This window comes from Planctomyces sp. SH-PL14, assembly GCF_001610835.1.
Classification (GTDB): domain Bacteria; phylum Planctomycetota; class Planctomycetia; order Planctomycetales; family Planctomycetaceae; genus Planctomyces_A.
In genome coordinates, this window is the sequence record NZ_CP011270.1 from 6,670,906 (window position 1) to 6,689,290 (window position 18,385).

General features: G+C 64.6%; 14 protein-coding genes. 12 read left to right on the plus strand and 2 right to left on the minus strand.

Going from position 1 to position 18,385, the window contains the following annotated elements; translation table 11 throughout:
- The first annotated feature begins 58 nt into the window (after nucleotides 1-58).
- The 5 genes from prfA (at nucleotide 59) to VT03_RS25595 (ending at nucleotide 6,553) form a co-directional block, all read left to right on the plus strand.
- Nucleotides 59-1,132: a peptide chain release factor 1 gene (gene prfA, locus VT03_RS25575; protein WP_075095625.1), complete on the plus strand. Its 1,074-nt coding sequence runs from the start codon at nucleotides 59-61 to the stop codon at nucleotides 1,130-1,132.
- Between the two features lie 438 nt (nucleotides 1,133-1,570).
- Complete coding sequence (locus VT03_RS25580) at nucleotides 1,571-2,365, plus strand: MBL fold metallo-hydrolase (RefSeq protein WP_075095626.1); 795 nt, start codon at nucleotides 1,571-1,573, stop codon at nucleotides 2,363-2,365.
- A gap of 541 nt (nucleotides 2,366-2,906) precedes the next feature.
- A complete protein-coding gene (locus tag VT03_RS25585) occupies nucleotides 2,907-3,359 on the plus strand; it encodes a hypothetical protein (protein ID WP_075095627.1) in 453 nt (150 codons plus the stop codon).
- 140 nt (nucleotides 3,360-3,499) lie between these two features.
- Nucleotides 3,500-4,846, plus strand: a complete 1,347-nt coding sequence (locus VT03_RS25590; protein WP_075095628.1) for a hypothetical protein — start codon at nucleotides 3,500-3,502, stop codon at nucleotides 4,844-4,846.
- Nucleotides 4,847-5,266: 420 nt separating this feature from the next.
- Entirely contained in the window at nucleotides 5,267-6,553 is a 1,287-nt protein-coding gene (locus VT03_RS25595) for a beta-ketoacyl-[acyl-carrier-protein] synthase family protein (RefSeq protein ID WP_075095629.1), read from the plus strand.
- 477 nt (nucleotides 6,554-7,030) lie between these two features.
- Here the strand turns inward: VT03_RS25595 and VT03_RS25600 are convergent, their stop codons facing one another.
- On the minus strand, nucleotides 7,031-7,249 hold the full coding sequence (locus tag VT03_RS25600; RefSeq protein ID WP_075095630.1) for a hypothetical protein: 219 nt from the start codon (nucleotides 7,247-7,249) through the stop codon (nucleotides 7,031-7,033).
- Between the two features lie 482 nt (nucleotides 7,250-7,731).
- On the opposite strand from VT03_RS25600, the gene VT03_RS25605 reads away from it, so the two are divergent.
- From VT03_RS25605 to VT03_RS25635, 7 genes are all read left to right on the plus strand, one after another.
- Nucleotides 7,732-8,724 carry a C-terminal binding protein gene (locus tag VT03_RS25605; protein ID WP_075095631.1) on the plus strand — a complete coding sequence of 331 codons (993 nt, stop codon included), beginning with the start codon at nucleotides 7,732-7,734 and terminating at the stop codon, nucleotides 8,722-8,724.
- Between the two features lie 531 nt (nucleotides 8,725-9,255).
- On the plus strand, nucleotides 9,256-10,353 hold the full coding sequence (locus VT03_RS25610; RefSeq protein ID WP_075095632.1) for a glucose 1-dehydrogenase: 1,098 nt from the start codon (nucleotides 9,256-9,258) through the stop codon (nucleotides 10,351-10,353).
- A 137-nt stretch (nucleotides 10,354-10,490) separates the two neighbouring features.
- Nucleotides 10,491-11,768 (plus strand): glucuronate isomerase, encoded by a 1,278-nt coding sequence (locus VT03_RS25615; protein WP_075095633.1) that lies wholly within the window; start codon nucleotides 10,491-10,493, stop codon nucleotides 11,766-11,768.
- A 33-nt stretch (nucleotides 11,769-11,801) separates the two neighbouring features.
- Nucleotides 11,802-12,311, plus strand: coding sequence for a hypothetical protein (locus VT03_RS25620; protein ID WP_075095634.1), 510 nt, complete (start codon nucleotides 11,802-11,804; stop codon nucleotides 12,309-12,311).
- A 547-nt stretch (nucleotides 12,312-12,858) separates the two neighbouring features.
- A complete protein-coding gene (locus VT03_RS25625) occupies nucleotides 12,859-13,797 on the plus strand; it encodes an aldo/keto reductase (RefSeq protein WP_075095635.1) in 939 nt (312 codons plus the stop codon).
- 578 nt (nucleotides 13,798-14,375) lie between these two features.
- Complete coding sequence (gene pruA / locus VT03_RS25630; RefSeq protein ID WP_075095636.1) at nucleotides 14,376-16,136, plus strand: L-glutamate gamma-semialdehyde dehydrogenase; 1,761 nt, start codon at nucleotides 14,376-14,378, stop codon at nucleotides 16,134-16,136.
- A 56-nt stretch (nucleotides 16,137-16,192) separates the two neighbouring features.
- Nucleotides 16,193-17,260: a hypothetical protein gene (locus VT03_RS25635; protein ID WP_075097297.1), complete on the plus strand. Its 1,068-nt coding sequence runs from the start codon at nucleotides 16,193-16,195 to the stop codon at nucleotides 17,258-17,260.
- A gap of 229 nt (nucleotides 17,261-17,489) precedes the next feature.
- On the opposite strand, the gene pgsA is transcribed toward VT03_RS25635, so the two are convergent.
- Nucleotides 17,490-18,164, minus strand: a complete 675-nt coding sequence (pgsA, locus tag VT03_RS25640; protein ID WP_082846537.1) for a CDP-diacylglycerol--glycerol-3-phosphate 3-phosphatidyltransferase — start codon at nucleotides 18,162-18,164, stop codon at nucleotides 17,490-17,492.
- Between the last annotated feature and the right edge of the window lie 221 nt (nucleotides 18,165-18,385).

An 18,385-nucleotide genomic window follows, 5' to 3' on the forward strand; every position in this document is an offset into this window, starting at 1 on the left:
CCAACCGCCCGTTCTGTTTTCTCGAGCTGGTGTTCTCCCTTCCCGGACGCGTCAAACCATGTTCCCCAGTCTGGACCTGAAGCTGCGGCGGTTTGAGGAGCTGGAGATGATGCTCCAGAGTGCCGAGGTGCTGGCCAATCCTCAGAAGATGGTCGAGGTGCAGCGGGAGTACGGCGGACTGCGGAAGGTGGCGGAGACGGTCCGGACGTTCAACAAGCTCTCGACCGACATCGCGGATCTCGAAGGGATGCTGGAGGCGGAGGCGGACGACGAGACCCGTTCCTACGCGGAGTCGGAGCTCAAGGGGCTGCGTCAGCAGTTCGAGGGAATGAAGACGGAGCTCGAGGACCTGGTGACGGCGGGGGACTCGATCACCCGCGGCGGGCTCATCATGGAAATCCGCGGCGGGACCGGCGGGGACGAGGCGGCGCTGTTTGCCGGTGACCTCTACAACATGTATTCCCGCTACGTCGACATCCGCGGCTGGTCGCAGGAAATCCTGGACGCCAGTCCCGGGGAGCAGGGGGGCTTCAAGGAAATCGTCTTCTCTGTTTCCGGGGAAGGGGCTTTCCACGCGCTCCAGTTCGAGAGCGGGGGCCATCGGGTCCAGCGCGTCCCCGCGACCGAGACCCAGGGGCGGATCCACACGAGCGCCGCGACGGTGGCTGTGCTTCCCGAGGCGGAAGAAGTCGAAGTCGACATTAACGACAAAGACCTGATCGTCGAAACGATGCGGGCGGGCGGGCCGGGCGGTCAGAAGGTGAACAAGATCGAGAGCGCCGTCCGGATCACGCACGTCCCGTCGGGGATTGCGGTGAAGTGTCAGGACGAGAAGAGCCAGCACAAGAACCGGGCCAAGGCGATGCGAATGCTGCGGAGCCGGTTGCTGGAGGCGGAGCAGAACAAGGCGCAGCAGGCGCGGGCGGATCAACGGCGGACCCTGATCGGGTCGGGGGACCGCAGCGAGCGGATCCGGACCTACAACTTTCCGCAGTCGCGGGTGACGGATCATCGGATTGGTCTGACGCTCCACAAGCTGGACGCGATCATGACGGGGGAGCTGGATGAACTGGTAAAGTCGCTGATCGAGTTTGATCGCCAGGAGCGGCTGAAGGGGATGAACGAAAGCTGATTCCCAGAGGTGTTGGAGAGAACGATGGGATGGTCGATGCTTTTCACCGTCCTTTCGTTCGTCGCGTCCTTGAGCGGGTTTCTCGGGGCACGAGCGATCCGCGATGCTCGTTGGCGATTCTATCTCAAGTTGTCGCTGCCGCTGATCAGTCTTCTCTTTGCGTGTGCTGCCTGGGGCTGTTTCTGGGTGGCCAGGGGGTGGTCGATCCTTGGGCTTTTGACGTTGAGCTCGGCCTGCCTGCTGTGGATTCTTGCCTTGGGCGCATTTCACTGGGGCATCTCGGAACTATACGACCGGCTGGAGCGGCGGTACCCGGAGTTGAGATCGGGTCCCTTCTCGTACCTTATGGATGGCATAAGGACACGGCGGCTACACGGTAGCGACGGCAATGCGGTAAACTCCTCGCTCCATTCGCCACGTGAGTCGAAGGTTTCGCCCATGCCCCCCCGGACCGGACTGTTCCCCAACGTCATCGAGATGAACCACCAGGCCCGCCGCCGCCTGGGCTGCTGCGTCTATCTCGTCCACGACGGGGACGACTGGATGCTGATCGACATCGGCTACCAGGACACGCTCGACGACATCCTGGGACTCATCCGCCAACTCGACTTCCGCCTCGCCAACTGCCGCTACCTCGTCGCCACCCACGCGGACGTCGACCACATCCAGGGACTCAAGCGGGCCAAGGAACTGATGCCCCAGGCCCAGGTCGTCGGACACCCGCAGGCCGAAGGGCTCCTCCGCGAAGGCGAGCGGATCATGACCTACGCCGAGATCACCGCGCAGGGGATCTCGATCGACCTGCCCCAGGTCGGCTTCGACCGGACGATTGACGAAGGAGACGTGCTGACCCTCGGCAACCTCAAGCTCGAAGTCTGGCACACCCCCGGCCACGCCCCGGCCCAGCTCTCGTTCCGGATGGGGAACCTGCTGTTCTCTGGGGACAACATCTACCGCGACGGCTGCGTCGGCAACATCGACGCCCACCACGGGTCGGACCTCCCCGCCTTCATCAAGTCGCTGGAGCGCATCAAGAAGGGCGATGTCGAATGGCTCCTCCCCAGCCACGGCCCGGTCTTCCGCAAGGACAATAAGATGCTCCAGAAGACGATCGACCGTCTGACGGAGTACCAGCACATGGCGGACTTCGGGACGTGTGCTGTGGACTGGCCGTTGCTTGATGAGTGGGATGAAGAGTTGGCGCGTGGGGCGAGTGCCGCGACGCAGTCGTGATGCTGGTTGTGCGCCGAACGTTGGCGACGTAGTCGGGGTCCAGGGGGGCACCCCTGGTGGGGGATGCAAGGGGGCGAAGCCCTCTTGCCCGCCGGAGGCCTGGCCGTCGAGGGATGTCTGAAGGAGTTTGTGTCCAAACGCGGACACCGTACCGGATGCCCCCTCACCAACCCGCCAGGACTCCAGGGCGAGTGTTGAGTCTCAACGCCGGTTCCATAAAGCGGACGTCCGTTGCTGACCACGGTTCCTCATGGAAGCGCCTCCGGCGGCAAGGGGGCCTGTGTTGTTTCTTGGCCACTTGACCCCGGCTGCCGTGGCACGTTGGGTTTGAACGATGGGAACTGTGCCGGCGAGGGCGTGGTTCGAGCCAACGGGATGGCCGATGACCCGTGACCTCCCGATCGGGAATTGACGCCCTAAACGTTGGAACGGCAAACTGCCCGCACGGCTGTCGAACGGTTCACCGGCAAGCGGAGACGGAAGCATGCGCGTCAAGGGCCTAGTTCTTGTTGCCTCGGCATTGGTCTCCGGAGTCGGCCTCATGGCCGTCGGCAACGCAGTCGGCGGCGGCGAAGCCCGCAAATCGCGCGAGCCGATTTCCGCGCCGGTGTTCTACAAGGACACCATGGTGGTCGCCGTCTCGGAGAAGGGGGTGGCCGCGATCGTCTTTGAGCAGCCCCACGAGAACGGGGTGAAGTATCGCTACCGCTTTCTGGCCAAAGGAGCCAAGGAGGAGGTGACCGGCGGCGGGCGGGTGTACGAGCTCTACACAGATGGAAAGTACGACGGCGGCGAACTGACGATCAAAGCGGGCGAAGTCGACGTCGTGTGGTCGGTGGGCGGTCTAGACCGGGGATGGCTGTACTACGAGCCCGAGACGCTTCGGCTGCAGATCGCGAACGCCAACCGCTTCGACAACACCTATCAGGATGAGGAGAAGCAGGTCATCGACCGGCCGCAGGTTGACCTGAAACGCTTCCTGTCGCAGCCCTGAGGGAAACGCCCGACCGGATGGTCACGCGCGCGGGAGGGGTCTTCGGATGACCGCCGCAAGAACTGGTCTTGTCCCGTTTTGCATCGCCGCGGTAGTTTCCAGGGTCGTCCGTCTGGGAAGATCAAGGGGGAAGAGCGGTGATGTCGCAAGGACGCGGTCACTTTGTGTGCGGGGCGGTCTTCGGAATCGCCATCGGGTTCGCCGTCGGCCACCTCTCCTGGTCCCTCGCGACCCGCAAGCGGCCCGCAGCGGCCGATGGCCCCCGCCTGTCCCTGATCCTGCCGGAAAACGAAGGTCCGGGCGACGGTTCTCCCCGTCTCTCCCTGCTCCCGGCTGGCTCCGATTCCCGTTTTGAGCCGTATCCCGCTCCCGACGCCGACTCCCCTCCGGCGCGGCCCCGGATCGTGAATGCCGATGCCTTCCGCCCGCAATTCGGCGTTTCGACGACGATCGGGGCCCGGGAAGGAGCGGCTGAGGAATTCGAGCCGCAGCGGCCGGTGGTTTCCGAACCGAAGCCGCTTCCCGAGACCCAGGCCGCCCCGCTGAAGCCCGCTGGCAGCAGCGGATCCGCCGCGCCCTCACCGCTCGAAAGCCTTGTGGACAGCGAACTCCAGGGAGGCTCGCCCCACGAACGGGAAGTCTGGCGCGACACCCTGCATGGCGTCCCTCCGCAGGCGGCGGCCGAGATTCTGAACCTCTGGAAATCGATGGGAAGTGGCTCCCCGGGACTCATGATGCCGGGGCCCGGTCTGCCGCAGACGGCGGACCTTCCGCCCGTCCCGGTCCACTCGTCGCCACTCGCCTCCTTGCCCTCCGCTCCGGAGATGGTCCCGCGGTCCGCCGCAGTCGCTCCGGCGACGGTGCGGCAGCTCGAGCGGAACCTGCTGCACGCGTCGACTCCCGGCTACCGCCAGTTCCTCCCCGAGATCGTCGACGTCGACCAAGGTGGATCGCCGGGTTGTCGCGCGGCGGCCCTGCGGATCGATCTTCGCCGGGCCCCGGCCGAGCAGACCGGAAACGCTTGGGATCTGGCGATCGTTGGCGACGGCTTTTTCGAGGTCGTGACTCAGGATGGCACGGCGCTGACCCGCCGGGGAACGATGGCACTCGACAGTGAGCGGCGCCTCGGCGTGAAGATCGGCGAGACGGTCTTTCCCTTGGCCGGGGAGATGCGCGTGCCGGAGGACTCCGCTGTCCTCGCGGTGTCACCCGACGGTCTCGCCCAGAGCCGTTCCGTGGACCAGAAGGTGACGGAACTGGGCCGCATCTCCCTCGTGACGGTTCCGCGGGAAGGGGAGCTCAAGGAGCATCCGCTCGGCGGTGGCCTCCTGATGCCTCCAGGGGGAGGCGAGGACGTGGCGCCGATCGCTACTGCCATTCAGATCGAACAGGGGGCCTTGGAGAGCTCCAACACGCGTGTCGAAGAGAACAACAACTGGCTTCAGCGTCTCGACCGGGCGGCGGGATCGGGGCTTCTGATTCCGTAGCGAGGAATTGCCTCGTTTCTCTGTTTTTTCTGGTTTATCCTGTCCTTCGGGTCATGCCGGCTCACCAGGATCGCCACGTGGCGGCGTTCCTGCCGATGGGAAGTGACCCTCGGTTTAGTGTTCTGGTGTCCACTTGTTGGGCGCAAAACCTTGACCCCGCCTGTTCCTTCGGGTATTGATTCACCCACGGAAAGTCGATGAATGGGGTCAGGTCGCCGAATTGGGTCGGGGATTTGACACACACCGTTGCAACGACCTCTGGCTGGATTCAGGTACGTTGATCTCCGGAAGGGTCTCCGGTCGTCACCGTTGCGCTTGAAGTTCGGACAGTGGTCTTCAGAGGTTGGGTACCTTTGAGCCACGGATCGGCACCGTGTCCCAGGACGGGGAGGAACACGTCGTTCCGTATGGGGTCAGTCTATGATGGCTGAGAAACACGCCCCCCGCGTGGTTGTCACCGGGGTGGGGGTCATCTCGCCGGTCGGTATCGGCAAAGAGAACTTCTGGCGGAACCTGATCGAAGGTCGATCGGGGATCGGGGAGCTGCGCGCCGTTCCGAACCAGGCGCTTCCGACCAAGCTCGCCGCCGAAGTCCGCGATTTCAATCCGCTCGACTTCATCTATCAGAAGAAGTTCCTCAAGGTCATGTCGCGGGACGTCCAGCTGGGTGTCTCCGCCGCTTCGATCGCCATGAAGGACGCCGGGCTGCGGCGAGGGGACGTCGATCCCGAGCGGATGGGGGTCGAATTCGGCTGCGGCCACATCTCGTTCACGCCGGAAGAACTGGCGGAAGCGGCCCGGACCTACCAGGACAGCACGAACGACGAGAATTTCACCCGCTGGGGCGAGAGCGAGATGGGGAAAATTGCCCCGCTCTGGCTCCTGCGGCAGCTTCCGAACATGCCCGCCTGTCACGTGGCGATCGAGCACGACGCCCGCGGCCCGAACAACACGATCACGAGCGCCGAAGCCTCCGCCCTCCTGGCGATGCAGGAGGCGATCCGCGTCATCAACCGCGGCCAGGCGGACGTGATGGTCGTCGGCGCGGCGAGCTCGCACATTCATCCGGTCGATATTTCCCGGATCTGCCTCTACGAAGACCTTTCCCGGAGCGACGATCCGCTGCGGGCCTGCCGGCCGTTCGACCGGGACCGCGACGGCGCGGTCGTGGGCGAAGGCTCGGCGGTGTTCGTCCTGGAGCGTTACGGCCACGCCGTGGCCCGCGGGGCGGACATCTACTGCGAAGTTCTCGGGATCGGCGCCGGCTGCGATGGCGACGGCACCGGGGCGGCGACGGGGGCGGGGCTGGTCAACGCCATCCGCCAGTCGCTCCAGAAGTCGGGTCTTGCCCCTCGCGACCTGGGACACATCAACGCCCACGGCAAGAGCACCCGCCGCGACGATTGCGTCGAGTCGGTTGCGTACCACCAGGCGTTCGGCGCCGAGGCGGAGAAGATTCCGGTCACCGCCCTCAAGAGCTATCTCGGCAGTTTCGATGCCGGGACCGGCGCGGTGGAGCTGGCGGGAAGCATCCTCGCCCTGCGGAACGGCCGCCTGCCGATGACGCTCAACTACGAGCATCCGGACCCGGCGTGCCGGCGTCTTAACGTCGTCCGCGAGCCGATGCGGCTACGGAATTCCGTGGCGATGAGCGTGAACCGGACGATTATGGGTCAGAGCGTCGCCGCGGTTCTGCGGGCGGTGTGACGGTCCGCATTCTGGTCTTTTGTGAAATATCGGCGGGCGTTGCTGAGTCTAGGGCTGAGCATACATACGCATCCGCGTCCCCCAGCATTCCCGGCCCAAGAACCGGGGTCCAGGGGTTACCCCTGGTGGGGAGTGCAGAGGGGCAACGCCCTTTTGCCCGCCGGAGGCCGTCTCGTCGAGCGATGTCTGAAGGAGCAAGTGTCCAAGCGCGGACAAGGTGCCGTATGACCACTCACCAACCCGCGGGGATTGCAAAGCCAGCGGTGCGGTTTGAGGGAGTCCTCAACGCTGGTTCCACAAAGCGGACATCCGTTGTGTCCCACGGTTCCGCTACGAAAGTGCCTCCGGCGGCAAGGGGGCGTGGCCCCCTTGACCCCAGCGGCCGTAGCACGTTGGGCTTGAGCAAACGACACTGCGCCGGCAAGAACGCGGTTTGGGCTAGCGTTGCGAGCCCATCCCCCCCCGACCTATCGACCTTCACGCTCCCGGGCGGACGCGGTTGTAGGCAGTCAGCAGCTCGTAGAGATCGGGCGTGATCGCCACTTCATCGTCGGCGAAGTCCCGCAGCCAGGTCCGGCGCGAGTCGACGGCGTCGCTCAAAAGCTTGGTCAGTTCCCCGAAGGTGATCGTCTTCTTCGGCAGCGACAGGGCAATGGCCTCGTCCTCGCCGCAGAACAATCGCAATGTGGGCCGCATTGGGTTCCCTCCCGGCACGGAGACCCGGCACCCGCGGAAAAGCCCGCAGGGCTGTCTCGACAGACATAGTCATCGGCGCCTCAACGGCATTTCTTGCCGCTGAGGGGTGTCGACGTCACGGTCTTCCTCACCCGCAGGGTCGAACCTGCGTCGGAGCGTGCCTCCCCAATGATCGACGGGCGACTGGGGAATCTTGATCGATTCTTCCGCGCGGCCCGGCACCGTCTTGTTTGTTCGGAAGGCCGCTTCGATTCGGGCTCAAGTTGCGCTGAAAGCGGACCGGCGGCAGCTCATGACAACCTCGAATATCGCCCGTCTTCGATGGGTTGCTCCGTCGCCCTTTCGACCCGTGACTTCTGCCGCCCCCGGGCCTCGGATTCCGCTTCTGTTCGACCGAACCTTTTCCGTCGGGGCGCGGGGCTGCTAACGTCCGACGTTCCGGATTGGATCGTTCGCTCCTTCCTCGATCGCGCTCTTCTGCCATGGCTCGTCCGCTTGTCGTCGTCTCGGATTTCATTAACCCACCGCTCACGCATGAGGAGCGGATCCTGGGGGACATCGCCGACATCGTCGCGCTGAATGCCTTCAGCGAGGAGGACCTCGTCGGTCGGATCGAAGAGGCCGACGCGATCATGCTCTACCACTTCATCTCGATCACGCGGAAGACGATCGAGCGGCTGAAGAAGTGCAAGCTGATCGTTCGCTGCGGTGTCGGGTACGACAACGTCGATCGGGCCTACGCGCGGGAGCGGGGGATCAACGTCGCGAACGTTCCGGACTATGGCTCTGAAGAAGTTGCGGACTCGGCGATCGGGATGATGCTGACGCTGATGCGAGGGGTGCATTACCTCAACAGCCGCTGCCAGCATGATCAGGGGCCGTGGATCTATGAGCAGGTCCGTCCGATTCAGCGGCTCCGCGGCCTGACGTTCGGCGTCGTCGGGATTGGCCGGATCGGGACTGCCACGGCGCTGCGGGCGAAGGCGTTCGGGTTCCAGGTCGTCTTCTACGACCCGTATGTTGTCGACGGGACAGACAAGGCGCTTGGCGTTCGGCGATGCGAGACGCTGGAGGAATTGCTGCGGCAGAGCGATGTGGTGAGCGTCCACACGCCCCGGACTGCGGAGACGCAGCACATTCTCAACGACAAGACGATTGCCCAGATGAAGCCGGGGTCGTATCTCGTCAACACGGCCCGGGGCGGGTGTGTGGATGCTCATGCGGTCTTGCGGGCGGTGGAGGCGAATCATCTGCGGGGGGCGGGGCTGGACGTTCTGGAGATTGAGCCGCCGCCGGCGGATGATCCGCTGATCCGGGCGTGGCGGGACCCGTCGCATCCGGCGCACGACCGGATCATTATCAATCCGCATTCCGCGTTTTATTCGGAGCAGGGGCTGGATGACATGCGGATCAAGGGGAGTGAGAACTGTCGCCGTGTGTTGCTTGGCCAGCCTCCAAGAAACGTAGTCAACTGAGCCAATGGTCGCCGGGCGTGAGTCGCGTCACGCCAATCCAACGTCCCTGGCCCAAGAAACCGGGGTCCAGGGGGAACCCCTGGTGGGGAGTGCAGAGGGGCCTGTGTTGTTTTCTTGGCCCTTTGCCCGCCGGAGGCTGTCTCGCCGGAAGATGTCTGAAGGAGCTCGTGTCCAAGCGCGGACACCGTGTCGTATGCCCCCTCACCAACCCGCGGGGATTCCAGAGCGAGCTCTGAGTCCTCAACGCCGGTACCACAAAGGGGACATCCGTTGCTTACCACGGTTCCTCATGGAAGTGCCTCCGGCGGCAAGGGGGCGTGGCCCCCTTGACCCCAGGCTGCCGTAGCACGTTGGGTTTGAGCTGGCATAGTCGTGCCGGCCAGGACGTGGTTCGCGTCGACGGACACCCTCCCGCGAAGGCACTCCGAACAGCTCAATGCGACGGGACTACTCGACTCCCCCCGCCGCCGTCCACTAAGCTCCCGGTTTTCCCGAGAGTTCACAGGCGTCCATCGCCACACGAGACCGTCCATGAAAGCCCTCGCCGTTCGAGCCGGAGTGAAGCACTCCGCTCACGTCGCCGATCTTCCCGAACCCCGCCTTGAGGAGATCCCCGGGGGACGGGGTGTGCTCGTCCGCACGCTGCAGGTCGGCGTCGACGCCACGGATCAGGAGATCGATGAGGCTCTCTACGGTCGGGCGCCGGAGGGGTTCGATTTCCTGGTGCTGGGACACGAGGTCTTCGGACAGGTCGAGGCAGTCGGTCCGAATGTCGACCATGTGAAACCCGGCGACTACTGCACCTGCACGGTCCGCCGTCCTGGGCCGACGATTTACGACAAGATCGGCCGCAACGACATCACGGGGCACGAGGAGTATTACGAGCGCGGGATCAACCTGCGGCACGGCTACATGACGTCGAAGTTCGTCGATGACGCCGAGTTCATCGTCAAGGTGCCCGTCGGGATGAAGGAGATCGGCGTTCTGTCCGAGCCCGCCAGCGTGTGTGCCAAGGCGATCGAGCAGGCGTACCTGGCGCAGCAGCGGCTGCAGGTGTGGGAGCCGAAGGTCGCCTGGGTCACCGGCTCGGGGCAGATCGGTCTGCTGACGACGATGATGCTCCGGCTCCGTGGTCTGCAGGTCTACACCCTGGCCCGGACCCCGAATCCGGGGCTGAAAGAGGAGATCTGCCGGGGGTACGGCGCGACGTATGTCAGCACCAAGGAGACTCCGGTCGAGGAACTGGTCAAGAAGACGGGGCGCCCCGACCTGATCGTCGAGGCGACGGGGAGCAGCCATGTCGCTTTCGAGGCGATGCGGTACTTGAACCTGAACGGAGCGCTGGTCTGGACGAGCGTCACGGGCGGCAGCAAGACCCTCTCGGACTTTCCTTCGGACAAGGTCAACCTGGAGTGGGTGCTGGGGAACAAGCTGCTCGTCGGCTCGGTGAATGGCAATCGGACGCACTTTGCCAAGGGGATTGCCGACATGGCGCTGGGTGAGGTGATGTTCCCCGGCGTCACGAAGAAGATCCTGACGACGCCGGTGCAGGGGATTGATGATCCCAAGAAGATCATGAGTCTGCTGGCTGAGGGAACCCACCTCAAGGTGTATGTGAATATGGCCTAGGGGCGAGGCCTCAAGCCCCCGGGGCAGAAGGTCATCCCCTAACGCCGACATCGTCGTCCGAACGGCTTCGGCGACAATCGAACTATCCATTCCTCCTCTGGCCCTCGCCTCCATGCTCCGGGCCCCAGGACTTTCCAATGACTCCACTCCATCAGCGCCTTTTCGACGAACTCGAGCGGTTTCCGCTGATCGATCCGCACTCGCACATCAACCCGCATGCGGCTGCGTCGAAGACGCTGGCCGACATCATGGGATACCACTACTACACCGAGCTGGCGCACTCGGCCGGACTGCCGAAGTCCAAGATCGAGAGCCCGGACATCGGCCCCAAGGAGAAGGTGGGCCGGCTCGTCGAGAAGGTCGCGGACCTGGAGAACACGGCCCAGCTCGACTGGCTGATGGATCTCTGCCGCACGTTTTTCGGCTTCGAGGAGGAGCGGATCACCTCGAAGAACTGGGAAAAGCTGTACGACGCCGCCTCGGCCAAGATGGCACAGAAGGACTGGGAAGAGCAGGTCCTCAAGATCAGCCGGCTCGACAAGGTGTTCCTGACGAACGATTACGACGATCCCCTCACCGGGTTCGACACGCGGCGCTACGTCCCCTGCCTGCGGACAGACGATCTGGTCTTCCACTTCACGAAGCCCGGGACCCGCGAGCGGCTCGCCAAGGCGACCGGCATCGAGGTCGGTGACTCGGTGACCCTTCGCAAGGCGATCGGGGCGCTGTTCACGCACTTCGTGAACCACAACGCCAAGGCGTGTGCGATCTCGCTCCCGCCGTCGTTCACGCCGCGGCCAGTCGACGGCCTGACGGTCGAAGGAATCCTCCGCCGCGTTGCCGCCGGCGGGGACCTGATCCCGTCTGATGCGGAACTGCTGAGCCAGCACGTCTTCTGGACGTTGGCCGAGCACTGCGCCGAGCACAAGCTGCCGTTCGACCTGATGATCGGCGTTAACCGCAAGGTCTACGCGGCGGGTGTCTACCAGGGACAGGATCTGTTCGACCAGCGGGTCTCGCTGATCCAGTACCGCGAGCTGTTCAACTCCTTCCCGCAGGTCACGTTCCCGGTCTCGGTTCTGGCCCAGACGAGTAACCAGGAACTCGTCAGCTACGCCTGGATCTTCCCGAACGTCGTGACGAACGGGCACTGGTGGTATTCGAACATCCCGTCCTACATCGAGCTCGACACCCGGGCTCGGATCGAGGCGGTGCCGCAGAACAAGCAGATCGGCTACTACAGCGACATGTACAAGCTGGAGTTCGGCCTGCCGAAGTTCCGGATGTACCGCCGGATCCTCTCGAAGGTCCTCGCCGACGAATACGTGACGAACCGCCGCTGGCCCGAAGAGCGGGCGATCGCCCTCGGCCAGCAGATCCTCCGCGGCAACGTCGAGCGGATCTTTGGCGTCTGAGGTCCTCCTGGCCGCACATTGGCAACTCGTCCCATGACCGAACCCGAACCTGCCTCCCCCCGAGTCCTCCGGGCCGACCGCGATCGCCGGATCTCGGGGCGGACGGTCGTGTTCGGGATGTTCGGGTTTGCGTTCCTGGTCATCGGCGCGCTGTTTGGTTACTGGGACCTCTATACCCGGCCGTTCCGGCAGTTGCAGGTCGCCCTCGCCGAGCGGTTTCCGGGCTCGCAGCCGCAGGTGATCGGCGGCAAGCACAAGAGCCACCAGCCGGGCGCGGTCAACACGCTGCGGATCGTCCTCCGCGTGTCGGAGAGTCCGCTGGCCGATGAAGCCCGCTCGGAGGCGAAGGCGGAGCAGGTCGTCGAGCTCGCCGATAAGAAACAGGATCTCTCGCTCTATCAGACGGTCGAGGTGGTGCTGATCCACATCGTTCCCGAGGAGAACAGCGACAACTGGAAGGTCGCCCGGCCGCTGACGGAATGGCGGGAGCGGATCGCCAAGGCGGGCATTCAGGCCGGCGAGCGGGGGGCGTCAGCCCCCTGATTCGGGATCAGGCGTCGCTTGCCGCGAAGCCACCGTGACTGGGCATCAGACCCGAGATTGGGAGAACGCCGGAATCCGTATTGGGCGCTATCAGGGGGGCTGACGCCCCCCGCTCGCCTTTGTGGAGATGTGTTGTTGCGCGCTGAAGTCCCGTTAGGGACGGCCGAAAATAGCCCACCACTTCAGTGGTGGGGATCGGCCGCCGCGCACGGGCAGTCCCGTGAGGGACGAAAGAGAGAATCGGGAGACCGCGAACCGTTGTGTTCTTCCGTCCCTGGCGGGACTCGATCGAAATGTCGACGTGTGTCCCCCCGTTGAAACGGGGGGCTATTTTCTGTCGTCCCTGCCGGGACTCTCTTGTCGTGGTCGCCTTGATCTGTGTGCATCTGTGTTCATCTGTGGCTCAATTCCTTCGGGGGAGCCGGGTTGAACGCGTCATCAGGGGGCTGCCGCCCCCCGCTCGCCACATCGGTTGGCGGTTCTGGTTTGCGAACCGGCCGAGACGCTTTCACAATCCGAGGGCCACTCGCACCTTCGGATCCCCACGATGCAGCGCCGCCCTCTCGCTCACACTGATCTGACCCTCCCCGTCCTGAGCTTCGGAGCGTCCTCGCTCGGTCAGGAGTTCCGCCAGGTCGATCTGGCCGAAGCCCTCAAAACCGTCCCCGCGGCGCTCGAGTGCGGGCTGAACTACATCGACACCTCACCCTTTTACGGCCGCGGCATGTCGGAGGTGCTGCTCGGTGTCGCTCTGCGGGGGATTCCGCGGGAGTCGTACGTCCTCAGCACCAAGCTTGGACGCTACAGCGGGACGCACTTCGACTTCTCCGCCCGCCGCGTGCTCGAAAGCGTCGACATCAGCCTGGAGCGGATGGGAGTCGAGTACATCGACATCATGCTCTGCCACGACATCGAGTTTGTCGACATGCGGCAGATCGTCGAGGAAACGCTCCCGGCCCTCCGCAAGGAGCAGGAAAAGGGGAAGGTGAAGTACGTCGGGATCAGCGGCTACCCGATGAACATCTTCCGTTACGTCCTCGACCGGGCTCCGCTGGACGTCGTCCTGTCGTACAACCACTACACGCTTCAGAACACGATGTTCGGGGACCTGATCCCGTACCTGAAGGAGAAGAAGGTTGGAATCATGAATGCCGCGCCGTTCTCCGCCCGGCTTCTCTCAAACGATCCGCTTCCGAAGTGGCACAAGGCGACCCCGCTCGTCCGCGAGACCGCCCGCCGGGCGGCGGAGCACTGCCGAAAGGCGGGAAGCGACATCGCCAAGCTGGCGCTGCAGTTCTCGATCGCGAATCCCGAAATCTCGACCTGCATTACCGGCACCGCCCGGCCGGAACGGGTTCGGGAATGGGCCCGCTGGGCCGAGGAGCCGATCGATGCGCAGCTGGTTCGGGAGGTCCAAGAGATCCTCAAACCGATCCACAACTGGTTCTATATCGAGGGGCGGCCGGAGAATAACGATCCTCGGTAAGGTCTGTAGGTGGGGGCATTCGCTGGATGGTGGTCGGTCAACGAGGGCTTGTCCCGCTGGCTCAAACCGCGTTCTTGCCGGTGTGACTCGATAGCTCAAACCCAACGTGCCACGGCAGCCTGGGGTCAAGGGGGCCACGCCCCCTTGCCGCCGGAGGCATTTTCGATGGGGAACCGTGGTACACAACGGATGTCCCCTTTGTGGGACCGGCATTGAGGACTCCCTCAGAACACACCGCGAGCATTGCAATGCCCGCGGGTTAGTGAGGGGGCATACGACACGGTGTCCGCGTTTGGACACGCGCTTCTTCAGACATCTCTCGACGGCCAGGCCTCCGGCGGGCAAGGGGGATTCTCCCCCTTGCATCCCCTGACCAGGGTGCCCCTGGACCCGACGGGCCAGTATTGGGTGACCACCGATCGGCGAATGCACCGGAGAGAAGACCGTTCTCTTGAGATCGCTACATTGCCGGTTCCTCCCCCGATACACTTCGGGTTTCCACCCGCGATCGGCATCGCCGAGCAGGTGACGGACCGGAGAGGGAGGATGTCTCCCGCTTCATGGAGATGGATCGATCAATGGCGAAGAAGAAGGCTACGGCAGTTTCGTCCACCTCGTCCCCCACGACGTCGGTCGACGACGTGACCGAGCGGAATGAGGAGCTCGGAATGGAAGCCGGGGCGGCGGACGCTTCGGACACCGTCGTCTCCCCCATCGCCGGCAAACCGGCCCCGCCGGAATGGGTTGTCACCGGCTACCCCTTCCAGAACGAGCCCCCCACCGACTTCAGCCGCGATGACATGCGGGAAGCGATGGAACAGGCCCTCGCCGATGTCGCGGACCAGCTCGGCGGCGAGTACGGCCTCGTCATCAACGGCAAGACGATCGACACCCGCGCCAAGCTGACGTCGAAAAACCCCGCCCATCGCAAGCAGGTCGTCGGCACGCTCGCCGCCGCCCACCCGGACCACGTCCCGCAAGCGGTCGACGCCGCACGCCGCGCCTACCGCGGCTGGTCCCGCACACCTGCCCAGCAGCGCGCGGAGTACCTCGAAGTCATCGCCGCCGAGATGCGGAACCGCCGCTTCGAGCTCGCCGCCTGGGAGATCTACGAGTGCGGCAAGACCTGGGCGGAAGCGGACGCCGACGTCGCGGAGGCGATCGACTTCTGCATGTACTACGCCGCCCAGATGCGGGACCTCTCGGTCACCGTCCAGTGCGACTTCCCGGGTGAGGAGAATTCCTACACCTACCGCCCCCGCGGTGTCGTCGGCGTGATCGCCCCCTGGAACTTTCCGCTGGCGATCCTGACCGGGATGACCGTCGCGGCGCTCGTGGCCGGCAACACCGTTGTCATGAAGCCGGCGGAACAGTCTTCGGTCGTTGCGGCCAAGCTGATGGAAATGTTCCGCGACGCCGGACTGCCGAACGGCGTCGTCAACTTCCTCCCCGGTATCGGCGAGGAACTGGGACCGGCGCTCGTCGCGCACACGGACGTCGACATGATCGTCTTCACCGGCTCGCGGGCCGTGGGGCTGGCGATCAACAAGGACGCCGCCGACACCGACCCGCGGCAGTCGATGGTCAAGCGGGTTGTCGCCGAGATGGGCGGGAAGAACGCCATCATTATCGACGACGACGCCGACCTCGACGAGGCGGTCCTCGGCGTCCTCCAGAGTGCCTTCGGCTACAGTGGCCAGAAGTGCTCGGCCTGCTCGCGGGTCATCGTCCTGGGAGCGGTCTACGACGCCTTCCTGGCGCGGCTCAAGCCGGCGGTCGAAAGCCTCCGCATCGGTCCGCCCGAGGAGCCCGCGACGTCGATCGGCCCCGTGATCGACGAAGAGGCCCAGAAGCGGATCCAGGACTACATCGCCGTCGGGATGGAAGAGCACCGGGTGATCGTCGCCATGGGAGCCGATGGCTTGACGAAGGAGGGCTACTACGTCGGCCCGCACGTCTTCGCCGATGTGGAGCCGACGGCGCGGATCGCCCAGGATGAGATCTTCGGGCCCGTCCTCGCCGTGATCCGGGCCAAAAACCTCGACGAGGCGATCGATTTCGCCAATCGGACCCCCTACGCCCTGACCGCCGGGATCTACTCCCGCAGCCCCCGCAACCTGCAGCGGGTGAAGCAGGAGTTGCAGGTCGGAAACCTGTACATCAACCGCGGCATCACCGGGGCCCTGGTCCAGCGGCATCCGTTTGGCGGATACAAGATGTCCGGGATCGGCTCCAAGGCCGGGGGGCGGGACTACCTGCTCCAGTTCCTGATTCCGGTCTGCGTCTCCGAGAACACGATGCGGCGCGGGTTCGCGCCCGACGTCGATGCGACCGCTTGAGCGGTGGCTTCGCCGTCTTCGGTTTTCCCTGCGTCCTTCAGCGAGAGGTCTCCGTGATGCGCACGCTTCTGATTCTCGGCCTGCTCCTGGGACCGATCGCGACCGCCCGCGGTGACGAACTGGTCCTGTTCGCCGGCGGAGGGACGGGGGAGGACAACGTCCCGGCAGCGGAGGCCAAGTTCGTCCAGCCGTTCGGCATCGACTTCGACACCGCGGGGAACGCGTACGTCGTCGAACTGAAGGGAGAACGGCTCCTGGGGATCGACACGAAGGGGACCTTCCGCATCCTCGGGGGGAACGGGACGACCGGAAGCGATGGGGACGGCGGCCCGGCGCGACAGGCCCGGTTCAACGGGATGCACAGCCTGGCGATGGGCCGCGACGGACAGGTCTATCTGGCCGACACCTGGAACAACCGTATCCGGCGCTACGATCCCAAGAGCAGCGTGATCGAAGCCTTCGCGGGGACGGGGGAGAAGAAGTACGGCGGCGACGGCGGACCGGCGAAGTCCGCTCTCTTTACCGGCGTCTTCTGCATCGCCTTCAACCCGGCGGGAGAAAAGCTCTACGTGACTGACCTCGACAACCGCCGGATCCGCGTTGTCGACATGGGGACCGGTGTCGTGGATCTCGTGGCCGGCAATGGCAAGAAGGGCCTTCCGGAAGATGGCGCGGATGCCAGGACCTCTCCGCTAGTCGATCCGCGGGCCTGCACCGTCGACCGGAAGGGGAACGTCTACATCCTGGAGCGCGGCGGCCACGCTCTCCGCGTCGTGCGTCCCGATGGCAAGATCTACACCCTCGCCGGAACGGGCAAGGCGGGGCTGACGGGAGACGATGGCGACGCGAAGCTGGCGACGCTGAACGGTCCGAAGCACCTGTGCATCGACCTGGACGACAACGTGATCATCGCCGATACGGCGAACCACGTGATCCGGAAGTACACCCCCACTGACGGTCGGATCACCCGCGTCGCTGGCACGGGAAAGAAGGGGGATTCGGGAACCGGGGGCGATCCGCTCATGATCACCTTCAACGAGCCGCACGGCGTGCATGTCCGTCCGGACGGCTCGTTCTACATCGTCGACAGCATGAACCACCGGATCTTCCGCTGGAAGAAGTAGAGCCTCCTTCTGGGCTCGGCACGCAGCGGATGTTCGTTTTTTTTAGGAACCGGCGTTGAGGACTCAACGCCCGCTTTGCGGTCCCTGCGGATTGGTGAGGGGGCATCCGGCACTGTGTCCGCGCTTGGACACTGGCTCCTTCAGACATCTCTCGACGGCCAAAGCCTCCGGCGGGCAAAGGGGATTCTCCCCTCTGCACTCCCTGACCAGGGTGCCCCTGGACCCGGCATTACTCCGACAGCAGCCGCAGCGCCCGCCACGTGTATTCGATGCCGCTGTAGGCCGTGATTCCCACGGTCGCCATCACGGTCCCGTTCCGCAGCCAGATCAGCGCGGTCCAGGAGAGACCGAGCGATTCGCTCCACAGCTCGCGGAACTCGGGGCTGAGGGAGAGCAGGGCGAGCGACACCGCCACGCACTGCACCCCCATCTTCCACTTGCCGATCCACGCCGCGGAGAAATCTTTCCCCCGCTGTTCGAGGAACCCGCGGAGGCTCGTGATGAACATCTCGCGGCCCACGATGATGAGCGTCACCCAGGCGTTGACGCCGCTGCCGGCCCACTGCTGCAGGAAGATGAACGCCCCGCAGATGATGATCTTGTCCACGAACGGATCCATGATCCGTCCCAGGACCGTGACCTGACCGTACTTACGGGCCAGATAGCCATCGAGGAAGTCCGTCGCCGCGGCGACGATGAAGACGATCGCCGAGGTCTGCCAGTACCGTCCCGACCAGATGAGGCCGAACAGGACCACGGAAAGCACGAGCCGGCTCAGCGTGATCGCGTTGGGCAGATTGAGCGAGCGAGCGTCGACGACCTGATCCGCTGTCGGGCGGCTGGCGGGAGTCCCCGGCTGCGTGAGCGTCGGAGAGGGGGGCGAGATGGCGGTCGACTGCTCCATGCCAGACCGAAGGAATTGAATGCCAGGATTGATCGTCAACCCGAGTGTAGCGTTCCGGCGCAGGGGGATGCGACCTGCTCCCCAGGAAATTCGGCCGGTCTGCAGAATCCCCGCGTCGGCGGCCGCTCGGTTCCGACTACAATTGATCGGAACTTTCCCACGTGTTACCGTTCCCAAGTGGCCTCGATGTCTCCAGCCCGGATCGGTCCGGGCTGTCCGTT

Coding starts and splice junctions, on each gene's coding strand:
- prfA (WP_075095625.1), top strand. CDS start 59: ATGTTCCCCAGTCTGGACCTGAAGCTGCGGCGGTTTGAGGAGCTGGAG.
- VT03_RS25580 (WP_075095626.1), top strand. CDS start 1,571: ATGCCCCCCCGGACCGGACTGTTCCCCAACGTCATCGAGATGAACCAC.
- VT03_RS25585 (WP_075095627.1), top strand. CDS start 2,907: ATGGCCGTCGGCAACGCAGTCGGCGGCGGCGAAGCCCGCAAATCGCGC.
- VT03_RS25590 (WP_075095628.1), top strand. CDS start 3,500: ATGTCGCAAGGACGCGGTCACTTTGTGTGCGGGGCGGTCTTCGGAATC.
- VT03_RS25595 (WP_075095629.1), top strand. CDS start 5,267: ATGATGGCTGAGAAACACGCCCCCCGCGTGGTTGTCACCGGGGTGGGG.
- VT03_RS25600 (WP_075095630.1), bottom strand. CDS start 7,249: ATGCGGCCCACATTGCGATTGTTCTGCGGCGAGGACGAGGCCATTGCC.
- VT03_RS25605 (WP_075095631.1), top strand. CDS start 7,732: ATGGCTCGTCCGCTTGTCGTCGTCTCGGATTTCATTAACCCACCGCTC.
- VT03_RS25610 (WP_075095632.1), top strand. CDS start 9,256: ATGAAAGCCCTCGCCGTTCGAGCCGGAGTGAAGCACTCCGCTCACGTC.
- VT03_RS25615 (WP_075095633.1), top strand. CDS start 10,491: ATGACTCCACTCCATCAGCGCCTTTTCGACGAACTCGAGCGGTTTCCG.
- VT03_RS25620 (WP_075095634.1), top strand. CDS start 11,802: ATGACCGAACCCGAACCTGCCTCCCCCCGAGTCCTCCGGGCCGACCGC.
- VT03_RS25625 (WP_075095635.1), top strand. CDS start 12,859: ATGCAGCGCCGCCCTCTCGCTCACACTGATCTGACCCTCCCCGTCCTG.
- pruA (WP_075095636.1), top strand. CDS start 14,376: ATGGCGAAGAAGAAGGCTACGGCAGTTTCGTCCACCTCGTCCCCCACG.
- VT03_RS25635 (WP_075097297.1), top strand. CDS start 16,193: ATGCGCACGCTTCTGATTCTCGGCCTGCTCCTGGGACCGATCGCGACC.
- pgsA (WP_082846537.1), bottom strand. CDS start 18,164: ATGGAGCAGTCGACCGCCATCTCGCCCCCCTCTCCGACGCTCACGCAG.